Raw genomic sequence first — 12,978 nt, 5'->3', positions numbered from 1 at the left:
ATGCCTCGTGCTCTGTGGCACTGTGGTCATCAATTTTGGAACCGGTTCCAAACGCGGCGCAAATCTAATGCGGCACAGTCGGGGCTGTCAATCTCGTCGGCCCGGGGGTTGACGTTTTTTTGCTTCACCCACTACCGTCGCGGCCCCAACCGAAGATGACGATGCGCAAACCCCTGCCCCTTCTGCTCACCGCGGCCCTGTTGACGGCCACCGCCGCGGGCGCCAGCGAAACCGATTCCATCGTGCAGGCCTGGCCAGCACGCAAGCCGGTGCGCGACGCGGCCGTGGAAGCCCGGGTCGAGGCGGCGCTGAAGGGCCTGAACCTGCGCCAGAAGCTCGGCCAAATCGTGCAGCCCGAGATCCGCGCCATCACGCCCGACGAAGTGCGCGAGTACGCCATCGGCACCCTCCTGAACGGTGGCGGCGCCTGGCCGGGTGAGGACCGCGCCGCAACGCCGGCGCAGTGGCGCGCGCTGTCGGAGAAATTCCAGGCCGCGGCCCTGGAGGCCACGCCGGGCATCCCGCTGATCTGGGGCACGGACGCCGTCCACGGCCACAACAATGTGCGCGGCGCCACCCTGTTCCCGCACAACCTCGCGCTGGGTGCGACGCGCGACGCCGATCTGGTGCGGGACATCGGTCGCGCCACCGCCCGTGCCGTGCGCGCCTCGGGCCTGCACTGGGTCTTTGCGCCGACGCTGGCCGTCGTGCAGGACGTGCGCTGGGGCCGCGCTTATGAGAGCTTCAGCGTCGACCCGGCGTTGGTGAAAAAGCTCGGCCAGGCCTCGGTGGAAGGTCTGCAGGAAGGCCTGAAGGAGGGCCGCGGCGTGTTGGCGACGGCCAAGCATTACGTCGGCGACGGCGGCACGCGCCGCGGCATCGACCAGGGCGTGACCCAGGCTTCGCCGGGCGATCTGGCGAACGTGCATGGCGCCGGCTACATCGGCGCGCTGGATGCCGGCGTGCTGACGGCCATGGCCTCCTTCAGCAGCTGGACCGACAGCGCCGGCTATGTCGAGCACGGCAAGATGCATGGCAACAAGACCCTGCTGACCGACGTGCTGAAGCAGCGCCTGGCCTTCGACGGCCTCATCGTCAGCGACTGGGACGGCGTCGGCCAGATACCCGGCTGCACACCCGAGCATTGCCCCGAAGCCATCAACGCCGGCATCGACGTCGTCATGGTGCCCTTCAAGTGGAAGGCCTTCTACGCCAACACGCTGCACGACGTCGAGCAGGGCCGCATTCCCATGGCCCGCATCGACGATGCAGTCCGCCGCATCCTGCGCGTGAAGTTCAGCATGTCGGTGCCGAGCCCCGTGCCGGCCACGATGGAGGCCATGCAGGCGCCCGAGCTGGCGCGCCGCGCGGTGCGCGAGTCGCTGGTGCTGCTGAAGAACAAGCCCGGCCTGCTGCCGCTGAAGGCCAGCGCCAAGGTCCTCGTCGTCGGTGCAGCGGCCGACAGCCTGTCCCACCAGAGCGGTGGCTGGAGCGTGACCTGGCAGGGCCGGGACACGACCAATGTCGACTACCCGCAGGGCACGACGCTGCTGGCCGCACTGCGCCAGCGTCTCGGCACCACCAACGTCACCTTCGACGCCGACGGCAGCAAGAGCGATCCGAAGGGCTTCGACGCCGTCATCGCCGTGCTGGCCGAGACGCCCTATGCCGAGGGCGAAGGCGATGTGCGCATCACCGAGAACCTGCGCCACAGCCGCCGCCACCCCCAGGACGCCGAAGTGCTGCAGCGCGTCACCGGCCGCGGCAAGCCCGTCATCACGCTGCTGTACTCGGGCCGGCCGCTCTATGTGAACGACCTGGCCAACAAGAGCGATGCCTTCATCGCGGCCTGGCAGCCCGGTACCGAGGGCGCCGGCCTGACCGACGTGCTCGTCGCGGCGGCCGACGGCAAGCCCTGGGCGGGCTTCACCGGCCGCCTGTCCTTCCCCTGGCCCGCCGGCCCCTGCCAGTTCAGCGCCCACGAGACCAAGCCCTGGTGGCCGGTCGGCGGCGGCCTGAGCGGCAAGGAAACCGCTGTGCCAACCGCGCGTTTGCCCGAGCCTGCCGACCCTCAACCCATCTGCCCCTTGTGATTCAATCCAGCCCCACAAGAGCAGAGGGCGAATGGCAACGATCAAGGATGTAGCGCGGCTGGCCGGCGTGGGTGTGGGCACCGCCTCACGCGTCATCAGCGGAAACGGTTCCGTCGCGCCGGCCACGGCCGAGCGGGTGCGCAAGGTCATCGCCCAGCTGAAGTTCCGGCCCTCGCAAACGGCGCGTTCGCTGGGCGCCGGCACGTCCAAGCTGATCGGCGTCTACATCCCCTTCCTGCGCGGCACCTACTACACGCCCATCCTGCGCGTCATCGACACCGTGCTGCGCACCCAGGGCCTGCACATGGTGGTGGCCTTCGGCGAGGGCATCGAGGACGAGCGCGTCGAGACCAACGACGGCATGCGCTTCCTGCTGGACCGCGACTGCGATGGCCTCATCGTGCTGTCCAACGCCATGCAGGACGAAGACCTCAAGGCCCTCGGGCCGGCGGCCCGCCAGGTCGTCGTGCTGAACCGCCACTTCGACCGCATCAAGGACCAGTGCTTCACGGCCGACCACGTGCAGGGCGGCGTGCAGGCGGCGCGCGCCCTGCTGCAGCACAAGCACAAGGACATTGCCATCGTCTCCGGGCCGACGACCTCGCCCGACAACGTGGCGCGCCTGAACGGCTTCATGGGCGGGCTGGCCCTGCGCGGCCTGGACACGTCCAAGATCACCACCGTGCCCGGCGACTTCTCCAACCAGGCCGGCTGGGACGCCGCCGAGGCCCTGCTCAAGCTCAAGCGCCTGCCCACGGCCGTGTTCTGCGCCAACGACGAGATGGCCATCGGCCTGCTGGCGCATTTCCAGGAGCGCGGCGTGTCCGTGCCTCACGAGGTTTCGGTGCTGGGCTATGACGACTCTCCCAGCGCCGAATTCGCCGCGCCCCGCCTCACCTCGGTGCACATCCCCAGCCATGAGGTGACGCTGGCCGGCCTGAACTGGCTGCTCAACCGCTGCTATGGCCAGGAGCTGCCGGTCTCGCGCCAGTTCGACATTTCCGTGACCTGGCGCGCCTCCGTGGCGGCCCCACCTTCGCGCAAGCGCAGCTGAGGCCACAATCCGGTTTGGTTACTTTTCACCAAACCATGTCCGCCCAACGCGTCCTGACCGGCATCACCACCACCGGCACCCTGCATCTCGGCAATTACGTCGGCGCCATCCGCCCGGCGATTGAAGCCAGCCGCAAGCCCGGCGTGGAGAGCTTTTTCTTCATGGCCGACTTCCACGCGCTGATCAAGTGCGACGAGCCGGACCGCCTCGCCCATTCCAGCCGCGCCATCGCCGCCACCTGGCTGGCCGCTGGCCTCGACCCCGAGCGCGTCACCTTCTACCGCCAGAGCGACGTGCCCGAAATCCCGGAGCTGACCTGGCTGTTGATCTGCGTGACGGCCAAGGGTCAGATGAACCGTGCTCACGCCTACAAGGCTGCGGTGGACGCCGCCGTGGCCGCCGGCGAGGAGCCCGACGCCAACGTCAGCATGGGCCTGTTCAGCTACCCGGTGCTGATGGCGGCCGACATCCTGATGTTCAACGCCCACAAGGTGCCCGTGGGCAAGGACCAGGTCCAGCACATCGAGATGGCGCGCGACGTGGCCCAGCGCTTCAACCACCTCTTCGGCCAGGGCAAGGAGATGTTCGTGCTGCCCGAGGCCGTGACCGACGCCGAGATGGAGCTGCTGCCCGGCCTGGACGGCCGCAAGATGAGCAAGAGCTATGACAACGTCATTCCGCTCTTCGAAGGCGGCAGCGCGGCGCTGAAGGACGCGGTGGCTCGCATCGTCACCGACAGCAAGCTGCCCGGCGAACCCAAGGACCCGCAGGGCCAGGCCATCGTCACCATCTACGACGCCTTTGCGACGACGGAGCAGCGCGCCGCCTTCCGCGCCGCCCTGCGCGGCGGCCTGGGCTGGGGCGAGGCCAAGCAGCAGCTGGTCGCCCTCATCGAAGGCCAGATCGGCCCGATGCGCGAGCGCTATGCCGAGCTGATGGCCCACCCCGAGAAGCTGGAAGCCACGCTGCAGGCCGGCGCCGCCAAGGCGCGCGCCATCGCCGTGCCTTTCCTGAAGACATTGCGCGAAGCCTGTGGCCTGCGGCCCTACACGAGCACCGCGACGACGGCCGTGGCCAAGACGGAGAAGGCGGCCCTGCCGGTCTTCAAGCAGTACCGCGAGGCCGATGGAAAGTTCTATTTCAAGCTGCTGTCGGCCGGCGGCGAGCTGCTGCTGCAGAGCAGCGGCTTCGACCAGGGCCGCGACGCCGGCCAGTGGGTGGCCCGCCTGAAGCGCGAAGGCTGGGTGGCGGATGCGCCGGTGCAGCGCGAAGCCAGCGAAGCTGACATCACCGCCGCCCTGGCGGCCTTCCAGGAAGACTGACGTGGCTGACGTCACCGAACTGCTGATCGGCACGTCAAAGGGCGACCCCGCGGCGCTGCAGCAGCTCTACGCCCTGCTCTACCCCGAGATCAAGCGCGTCGCCCGCATCCGCCTGGCGCAGAGCGGCCCCAATGGCCGCATGGCCGGCCTGGACACGACGGCCCTGGTGCACGAGGGCTTTCTGCGCATGGCCGACCAGCAGGGCCTGCAGGGCGAGACGCGCGGCCAGTTCTTCGCCTATGTCGGCCGGGTGCTGCGCTCGGTCGTCATCGACCATCTGCGCACCGAGGGCCGCGACAAGCGCGGCGGCGATGCCGTCATGGTCACGCTGTCGGCCGCCAGCGACGTGGCTGCGGTGCAGAGTCAGGCCGTCGACATGCTCGGCCTGGACCAGGCCCTGGAGCGAATGAAGGCCCTGGACAACAGCCTCTACGAGCTCATCGAGATGGTGGGCTTCGCCGGCCTGTCCATCGCCGAGGTGGCGGCCGTGCGCGGCCTGTCCACGCGCAGCATCAACCGCGAGCTGCTGAAGGCGCGCGCCCTGCTGCAGGAACTGCTCGGCGACCCGCCCAACTCCGTCTACTGATGAATTCGGGCTTGCAGGCCTCGGACTGGCAGCAGCTGTCGGCGCTGTTCGACGAGCTCGCCGAGCTGCCGGCCGCCGAACGCACCTTGCGCCTGGCCGGCCTGCAGCCGCCGGCGCTGGCCGCGCGGCTCGCGCGCATGCTGGCCTCCCTGCCCGAGGACGAAGACACCGACGCCACCGTCCTCGTCGACGTGCCGGGTTACAACACCCGCCTGGTCGCGGCGCTGAGCGAGACGACGACGACCTCGACCACGCCGCCCCAGCCGGGCGACCGCCTGGGCTCCTGGTGCCTGGCCGAGCAACTGGGTGAAGGCGGCATGGGCCAGGTCTGGCGGGCCGAACGGGCCGATGGCCTCTACCAGGGCGAGGCGGCCATCAAGCTGCTGCGCGCCGACCGCGCCAGCCCCGGCCTGGCCGCCCGCTTCGCCCGCGAACGCGCCCTGCTCGGCCGCCTGACCCACCCGGGCATCGCCCGCATGCTGGACGCCGGCGAGCAGGACGGCCGCGCCTACCTGGTGCTGGAGTACGTGCCCGGCCAGACGCTGTCCGAGCATGTGCGCGCCCATAACCTCGGGCTGGCGGAGCGCGTCAAGCTGCTGCTGGACGTGGCGCGGGCCGTCGAGCATGCCCATGCCCAGCTCATCCTGCACCGCGACCTCAAGCCCGGCAATGTCATGGTGGACGAGCAGGGGCGAGCCAAGCTGCTGGACTTCGGCATTGCCGGCCTGCTGGACGATTCCGGCCACCAGTCCGACCACCAGCTGACCCAGATCACCGGCCGGCGCCTGACGCCCGCCTATGCCGCACCCGAGCAGATCACCGGCGAGACGGTGGGCGTGGCCAGCGACATCTATTCCCTGGGCGTCATGCTTTACGAGCTGGCCAGCGGCGACCTGCCCTTCGGCAAGCGCGGCCTGGGCCGCACGGCGCTGGAGCACGCGGTACTGCACAGCGAGGCCCAGCGCATCACGCGCTCCACACGCACCACCGGCTCGGTCGACGGCGCCCCCGACGAGGCCGGTCCCGGCCGCCCCCTCGACGCCGACCGCGCCGCAGGCGACCTGGAGGCCGTCGCCGCCAAGGCCCTGCGCAAGAACCCGGCCGAGCGCTATGCCAGCGTCGGCAGCTTCATCGACGACCTCGAGCGCTGGCTGGGCCAGCGCCCCGTCAGCGTGCGCGCCGAGGACTGGCGGCATCGCGTCTGGCTCTGGCTGCGCCGCAACGCCGCCCTGGCCGTGGGCGCCACGCTGGTGTTCGCGGCCCTCAGCGCCGGTCTGGCGGTCAGCCTGTGGCAGCGCCGCGAGGCGCAGGCCGCTGCGCGCCAGAGCGAGGCCGTCACGCGCTTCCTGACCGAGCTGCTGTCCAGCGCCAACCCCGACAAGCACGGCGGCCACATCCCCAATGTGCTGGAGCTGCTGGACAAGAGCCGCGCCGAACTGGCGACGCGCTTTGCTGACGATCCGGTCACCCATGCCCGCGTGCTCGAGGTCATGGGCGACACCTATGCGGACATGAACCGCTTCGACATCGCCATCCCGCTGGCGGACGAACTGGTCGCGCTGACCCAGAAGCTGTGGGGCGACGACGCGCCGGCCAGCCTGCGCGCGCTGCGCCTGCGGCTGCGGCTGGACACCTCGCTGAGTTCACCGCTGGGCGTCATCGAACGCGGCGAACCCCTGCTGGCAGCGCTGGAACGCCAGGGTGCCGAGACCAACGACAGGCTGGAGCTGCTCTACCAGCTCATCGTCGCCTACGCCCAGGCCGGGCGGCCCGAGGACGCCGAGCGCGTGCGCGCCGAGGCGTATCCACTGATGCTGAAGCTGCATGCGCCCGAATCCTTCGACGCGCAGTACTTCAACACCTATGTCTACCACCTGCGCCTGGCCCAGGGTCGGCTGCAGGACGCCGAGAAGCTGATGCTGGATGTCGCCCCGGCCATCGCCAACCCGCCACCCCACCGCGCGCGCTTTGCGCTGCAGCTGCGCCGCCATCTGTGGAATGCGCAGGCGCGCCTGGGCCGGCCCGCGGCCACCGTCGAGGTGGCACAGCAGATCGTGGCCGACGCCGACGCCCTGCTCGGGCCTGGCAACGTCAGCGCCCAGCGCATGCGCAGCGACCTGGCCCGCCAGCTGGCCGAGCGCGGCCAGTGGGCGGAGGCCCTGCCCGTGCACGAGGCCCTGGCCGCCAGCCTGCACAGCGCCGACCATCCCACGCTGCGCCTGCCGCTGGCCGCCGCGGCCCTGCTCGCCCGCGTCAACGCCGGTCAGACCCAAGGCGCCGCTGACGAAATCAAGCGCCTGACCGACGCCCTCAAGCCCTCGCCCGTGCTGACCGGTCCGAACTGGGTCGAGGCCACCGGCAACGTCGTGCGCGCGGCCCTGGCCCTGCAGCGCCCCGACCTCGCCGGCATGGCCCTGGCGCCACTGCAGGACGGCGAAGCCCAGCCCTGGCTGCAACGCCATGCCGCCCTGCAAAGCCTGATCTCCCAATGGCAGGGCGAACTGGCCCGACAGCGCGGCGCGGCCCTGGCCAGCATCGAGCCGCTGCGCCGGCGTGTCGCCTATTTCGATGCCCTGGCCCAACCCGAACCCCTGCCCCACTGGGCCGCCCAGCTCGACCTGGCCCTGAGCCAGCGCCTGGCCGGCCAGCCCGCCGAGGCCACGCTGGCCCGCGCCGACGCGCTGCGCCCCGCCTGGATCACCAGCCATCCGCTGGACAAGCTGCGCCGCGAACTGGACGCAGGCGGCAAGCCCGGCCATTGGGACGGGCAGTTCTAGAGCCTTGCCTCTAGGCCCTCTGGGCAGGCTGTCACGCCGCAAGGTGTTTACCCGGGGTGGGGCGGCGTTTACACGCGGTTAACTTTGCGCTTCCCGAAAAGAATGTCCGAGGAGACGCACCCATGGCCACCATCGCCGCCGACACGCTCGCCCTGCAACGCCTGTACCACTGGGAGCGCACGTCAGGCGGCAAGATCGCCCTGACCCAGCCCATGGGTGGCCCCGAGGTGAAAGACTTCACCTGGGCCCAGGTCGGTGACCAGGTGCGCCGCATGGCGGCCTTCCTGAAGGCCAAGGGCCAGGCCGAGGGCTGGCCGGCCGACGCCAAGGTGGCGATGTTGTCCAAGAACTGCGCCTGGTGGCTGATGACCGACCTCGCCATCTGGATGGCCGGTTATGTCTCGGTGCCGCTGTATCCCACGCTGGCCGCCGACACCATCGCGCAGATCCTGACGCACAGCGAGGCCAAGTTCATCTTCGTCGGCAAGCTCGACGGCTGGGAAGGCATGAAGCCCGGCGTGCTGCCCAGCCTGCCCGGCGTGAGCTATGCGCTGTCGCCCGACGACGCCAAGAAGACCTATGAAAGCTGGGACGCCATCTGCGCCCGCACCGAGCCGATGAAGGGCGAGGTCACGCGCAATGCCGACGAGCTCTGCACGCTGATCTACACCTCGGGCACGACGGGCAACCCCAAGGGCGTCATGCACAACTTCGGCGGCTTCGCCTGGGCCGTGGCCGAGGGCCTGGCGCGCTTCCCGATGACGGCCGAAGACCGCATGCTGTCCTATCTGCCGCTGGCCCACGTCGCCGAGCGCGTCCTCGTCGAGCATGGCTGGCTGAAGACCGGCATGCGGCTGTGGTTCGCCGAGTCGCTGGACACCTTCACGGCCGACCTGCAGCGCGCCCGCCCGACCATCTTCTTCAGCGTGCCGCGCCTGTGGGTCAAGTTCCAGCAGGGCGTGCAGGCCAAGATGCCGCCGCAGAAGATGAACAAGCTGCTGCGCCTGCCCATCATCGGCGGCCTGGTGCGCAAGAAGGTGCTGAAGGCCCTGGGCCTGGACCAATGCCGCATCGCCGTCGGCGGCGCGGCACCCATGCCGCTGGCGCTGCTCGAGTGGTACGGCACGCTGGGCCTGCCGGTCAACGAGGGTTATGGCATGACCGAGAACCTGGCGCTGTCGCACATGACCCTGCCGGGCAAGAACCAGCGCGGCACCGTCGGCCCGGCCTATGCCGGCGTGCAGACCCGCATCGACCCCGCCAATGGCGAGTTGCAGATGCGCAGCCCGGCCTTGATGCTGGGCTACTACAAGGAACCCGGCCTGACCGCCGACGCGTTGACCGCCGACGGCTGGCTGCACACCGGCGACAAGGTGACGCAGGACGCCGATGGCTGCGTGCGCATCACCGGTCGCGTCAAGGACCTGTTCAAGACCAGCAAGGGCAAATACGTCGCCCCCGCGCCCATCGAAGACAAGCTGGGCATGAACCCCAACATCGAGGCCTGCTGCGTGGCCGGCGCCAACATGGGCCAGCCGCTGGGCATCGCCATGCTGTCGCCGCAGGGCATCCAGCGCGCCACCAGCGAAGCCGACAAGGCCGCACTGATGGCCGAGCTGAGCAAGCACCTGGACGACGTCAACGCCCGCCTGGACCCGCACGAGCAACTCGACACCCTGGTGCTGATCAAGACGCCCTGGACGGTCGACAACGGCTTCATCACGCCCACCTTCAAGGTCAAGCGCAACCGCATCGAGGAGGCCTATGCGGGCAAATTCGATGCGTGGGCGGGCAAGCGGGCCAAGGTGCAGTTGGGGGACTGAGACCCGACCGAGAACAGGCCCTGCGACCGGTATGAAGTCCCGACCGGAGCGGCTCGGCGCTCGGCCCGCAAATTCAAGAGCGCCAGTAGTCCGCTCGCCCGTAATGGGCGCGCAGATGCTCCACCCACAGCCGTGTGCGCAGTGGCAGATGGCGTGACTGCGGGAAGACCGCATAGATGCCGTTGGGCGGCGCCGCGAAAGCGTCCAGCACGCTGACCAGCCGCCCGGCCGCGAGGTCGGCCTCGACCTCCCAGGTGCTGCGCCAGGCGATGCCCAGCCCGGCCACGCACCAGTCGTGCAGCACCTGGCCGTCGCTGCAGTCCAGGCGGCCCTGGACTCGGGTTTCAGGCCGCAGATGCTGGACGGCACCGTCGATCTGGAAAGCCCAGCCGCGCACCTGGCTGGCCTCGGAACTCAGGGTCAGGCAAGCATGGCGGCCGAGTTCGTCCGGGTGCCTGGGCGTGCCGGCGCGCTTCAGATAGCCGGGCGCCGCGACGCATTGGCGCCGGTTGTCGGCCAGGCGCGTGCTGACCAGGCTGGAGTCGGGCAGATCGCCGACGCGCACGGCGCAGTCGAAGCCCTCATGGACGATGTCGACGACGCGGTCGCTCAGGTTCAGCGACAGGCTGAGGTCGGCATGCTCGGCCAGGAAGCCCGGCACCAGCGGCGCGACATGGCGGCGGCCGAAGCCGGCCGGCGCCGTCACGCGCAGATGGCCGCTGGCCTTGAGCCCACCGGCACTGACCGCGGCTTCCGCATCCGCCAACGAGGCGATGAGGCGCTGGCAGTCCTCCAGGAAGGCCTGGCCCTCGGGCGTCAGCGTCAGCCGCCGCGTGGTGCGCAGCATCAGCTTGACGCCCAGCCGGGCCTCCAGCGCGTCCAGCCGGCGGCCCATGACGGCAGGCGCCAACCCTTCCGCCTGCGCCGCCGCGGTCAGGCTGCCTTTGGCGGCGACGAGGACGAAGGACTCGATCTGCTTGAGCTTGTCCATGCCCAGATTGTGCTGGCGCGACAACACAAAGACAGCGGTTTCAGGAAAGATCTTTGCGTTTTTGTCACAGATGAATGGTGTGGCCTGCAGCGAATCCCGACACGCGACGCAGCTAGATTGCGAGCATTCGTTGTTGCCTCTCGCAGGAGTTGTTCGCCATGCCCCGCACCACCCTTCACCGCCTGCAGGTCGATGCCGACCTGGCCCGCTTCATCGACACCGAAGTGCTGCCCGGCACCGGCATCGCCGCCGACGCCTTCTGGGCCGGCTTCAGCAAGCTGGCCCATGAACTGGCCCCGATGAACCGCGCCCTGCTGGCCGAGCGCGACCGCCTGCAGTCCGAGCTGGACGCCTGGCACGAGGCCCACCCCGGCCCCATCGCCGACATGCCGGCCTACCGCGCCCACCTGGAACGCATCGGCTACCTCGTCCAGCCGCCCGCCCAGGTGCAGGCCACCACCGCCAATGTCGACGCCGAGCTGGCCCTGCAGGCCGGCCCCCAGCTCGTCGTGCCCATCCTGAACGCCCGCTATGCGCTGAACGCGGCCAATGCGCGCTGGGGCTCGCTCTACGACGCCCTGTACGGCACCGATGCCATCTCCGAAGCCGATGGCGCCACGCGTGACGGCGGCTACAACCCCGTGCGCGGCGCCAAGGTCATCGCCTTTGCCCGCCAGGTGCTGGACCAGGCCGCGCCGCTGGCCACCGGCACCCATGCCCAGGCCACCGGCTACCGCGTCGAGAACGGCCAGCTCGTCGTCGCCCTCGCCTCTGGGGCCGCCACGGGCCTGCAGAACCCGGCCGCCTTCGCCGGCTACCAGGGCGATTCCGCCGCGCCGAGCAGCGTGCTGCTGGTCCACCACGGCCTGCACCTGGACATCCGCATCGACCGCTCGACGGCCATCGGCAAGAGCGACGCGGCCGGCGTGGCCGACGTGGTGCTGGAGTCGGCCCTGTCCACCATCCTCGACCTGGAAGACTCGGTCGCCGCCGTCGACGCCGAGGACAAGCTGCTGGCCTACCGCAACTGGCTGGGTATCCAGCTCGGCACGCTGACCGAGGAAGTCGCCAAGGGTGGCAAGAGCTTCACGCGCCGCCTCAATGCCGACCGCGTCTACACGGCGCCCGGCGGCGGTACGCTGACTCTGCATGGTCGCTCGCTGATGTTCGTGCGCAATGTCGGCCACCTGATGACCAACCCGGCCATGCTGCTGGACGACGGCAGCGAGATCCCCGAGGGCATCATGGACGCCGTCGTCACGACAACGATCGCGATGCACGACCTCAAGCGCCGCGGCAACAGCCGCACCGGCTCGGTCTACATCGTGAAGCCCAAGATGCACGGCCCGGCCGAAGTGGCCTTCGCTGCCGAGCTGTTCAGCCGCGTCGAGCAGCTGCTGGGCCTGCCGGACAGCACCGTCAAGCTGGGCATCATGGACGAGGAGCGCCGCACCTCGGTCAACCTGAAGGCCTGCATCGCCGCGGCCGCCAGCCGCGTCGCCTTCATCAACACCGGCTTCCTGGACCGCACCGGCGACGAGATGCACACCGCCATGCGCGCCGGCCCCATGCTGCGCAAGGGCGACATGAAGACCTCGAGCTGGATCCAGGCCTATGAGCGCAGCAATGTGCTGACTGGCCTGGCCTGCGGCCTGCGCGGCCGGGCCCAGATCGGCAAGGGCATGTGGGCCATGCCCGACCTGATGGCGGCCATGCTGGAGCAGAAGATCGGCCATCCCAAGGCCGGCGCCAACACGGCCTGGGTGCCGTCGCCGACTGCCGCGACCCTGCATGCCCTGCACTACCACCAGGTCAGCGTGGCGGCCGTGCAGCAGGAGCTGGAGAAGGTCGACCTCGCTGCCGAGCGCGAGAGCATCCTGAACGCGCTGCTGACCATTCCCGTCGCCCCCAAGGTCGACTGGACGCCCGAGCAGCGCCAGCAGGAGCTGGACAACAACGTGCAGGGCATCCTGGGCTATGTGGTGCGCTGGATCGACCAGGGCGTGGGCTGCTCCAAGGTGCCCGACATCAATGGCGTCGGCCTGATGGAAGACCGCGCCACGCTGCGCATCTCCAGCCAGCACATCGCCAACTGGCTGCGCCATGGCGTCGTGACGGCCGAGCAGGTGCGCGAGACCTTCGCCCGCATGGCCAAGGTGGTGGACGGCCAGAACGCTGGCGACGCGGCCTACCAGCCGCTGGCCGCCAACCCCAACGGCGCGGCCATGCAGGCGGCCCTGGACCTGGTCTTCAAGGGCGAGGCACAGCCCAGCGGCTACACCGAGCCGCTGCTGCATGCCTGGCGCCTGAAGGTGAAGCAGGCGCACTGAGC

At 69.8% G+C, this 12,978-nt stretch carries 8 protein-coding genes; 7 read left to right on the top strand and 1 reads right to left on the bottom strand.

Annotated elements, in window-relative coordinates; translation table 11 throughout:
- The first annotated feature begins 161 nt into the window (after positions 1 to 161).
- The 6 genes from ACS5PN_RS15310 to ACS5PN_RS15285 all read left to right on the top strand — a co-directional run bounded on the left by ACS5PN_RS15310 (position 162) and on the right by ACS5PN_RS15285 (position 9,655).
- Entirely contained in the window at positions 162 to 2,093 is a 1,932-nt protein-coding gene (locus ACS5PN_RS15310; RefSeq protein ID WP_439464835.1) for a glycoside hydrolase family 3 protein, read from the top strand.
- 31 nt (positions 2,094 to 2,124) lie between these two features.
- Entirely contained in the window at positions 2,125 to 3,147 is a 1,023-nt protein-coding gene (locus ACS5PN_RS15305) for a LacI family DNA-binding transcriptional regulator (RefSeq protein ID WP_439464834.1), read from the top strand.
- 35 nt (positions 3,148 to 3,182) lie between these two features.
- Positions 3,183 to 4,469 carry a tryptophan--tRNA ligase gene (locus ACS5PN_RS15300; protein WP_439464833.1) on the top strand — a complete coding sequence of 429 codons (1,287 nt, stop codon included), beginning with the start codon at positions 3,183 to 3,185 and terminating at the stop codon, positions 4,467 to 4,469.
- Position 4,470: 1 nt separating this feature from the next.
- A complete protein-coding gene (locus ACS5PN_RS15295) occupies positions 4,471 to 5,055 on the top strand; it encodes an ECF-type sigma factor (RefSeq protein WP_439464832.1) in 585 nt (194 codons plus the stop codon).
- A complete protein-coding gene (locus tag ACS5PN_RS15290; protein ID WP_439464831.1) occupies positions 5,055 to 7,832 on the top strand; it encodes a protein kinase domain-containing protein in 2,778 nt (925 codons plus the stop codon). Before ACS5PN_RS15295 ends, ACS5PN_RS15290 begins: the two co-directional genes overlap by 1 nt.
- Before the next feature lie 122 nt (positions 7,833 to 7,954).
- Positions 7,955 to 9,655: an AMP-binding protein gene (locus ACS5PN_RS15285; RefSeq protein ID WP_439464830.1), complete on the top strand. Its 1,701-nt coding sequence runs from the start codon at positions 7,955 to 7,957 to the stop codon at positions 9,653 to 9,655.
- A 73-nt stretch (positions 9,656 to 9,728) separates the two neighbouring features.
- Here ACS5PN_RS15285 and ACS5PN_RS15280 read toward each other — a convergent pair whose 3' ends face one another.
- Positions 9,729 to 10,646, bottom strand: a complete 918-nt coding sequence (locus ACS5PN_RS15280; RefSeq protein ID WP_439464829.1) for a LysR family transcriptional regulator — start codon at positions 10,644 to 10,646, stop codon at positions 9,729 to 9,731.
- A 158-nt stretch (positions 10,647 to 10,804) separates the two neighbouring features.
- Here ACS5PN_RS15280 and ACS5PN_RS15275 point away from each other — a divergent pair, with 158 nt between their 5' ends.
- The gene (locus ACS5PN_RS15275) at positions 10,805 to 12,976 is read left to right on the top strand and encodes a malate synthase G (RefSeq protein ID WP_439464828.1); all 2,172 of its coding nucleotides are present in this window, start codon (positions 10,805 to 10,807) and stop codon (positions 12,974 to 12,976) included.
- Positions 12,977 to 12,978: the final 2 nt, after the last annotated feature.

It is taken from the genome of Roseateles sp. NT4 (genome assembly GCF_051857475.1).
Lineage (GTDB): Bacteria > Pseudomonadota > Gammaproteobacteria > Burkholderiales > Burkholderiaceae_C > Pelomonas.
This window is presented reverse-complemented; position numbering and strand designations above follow the sequence as displayed.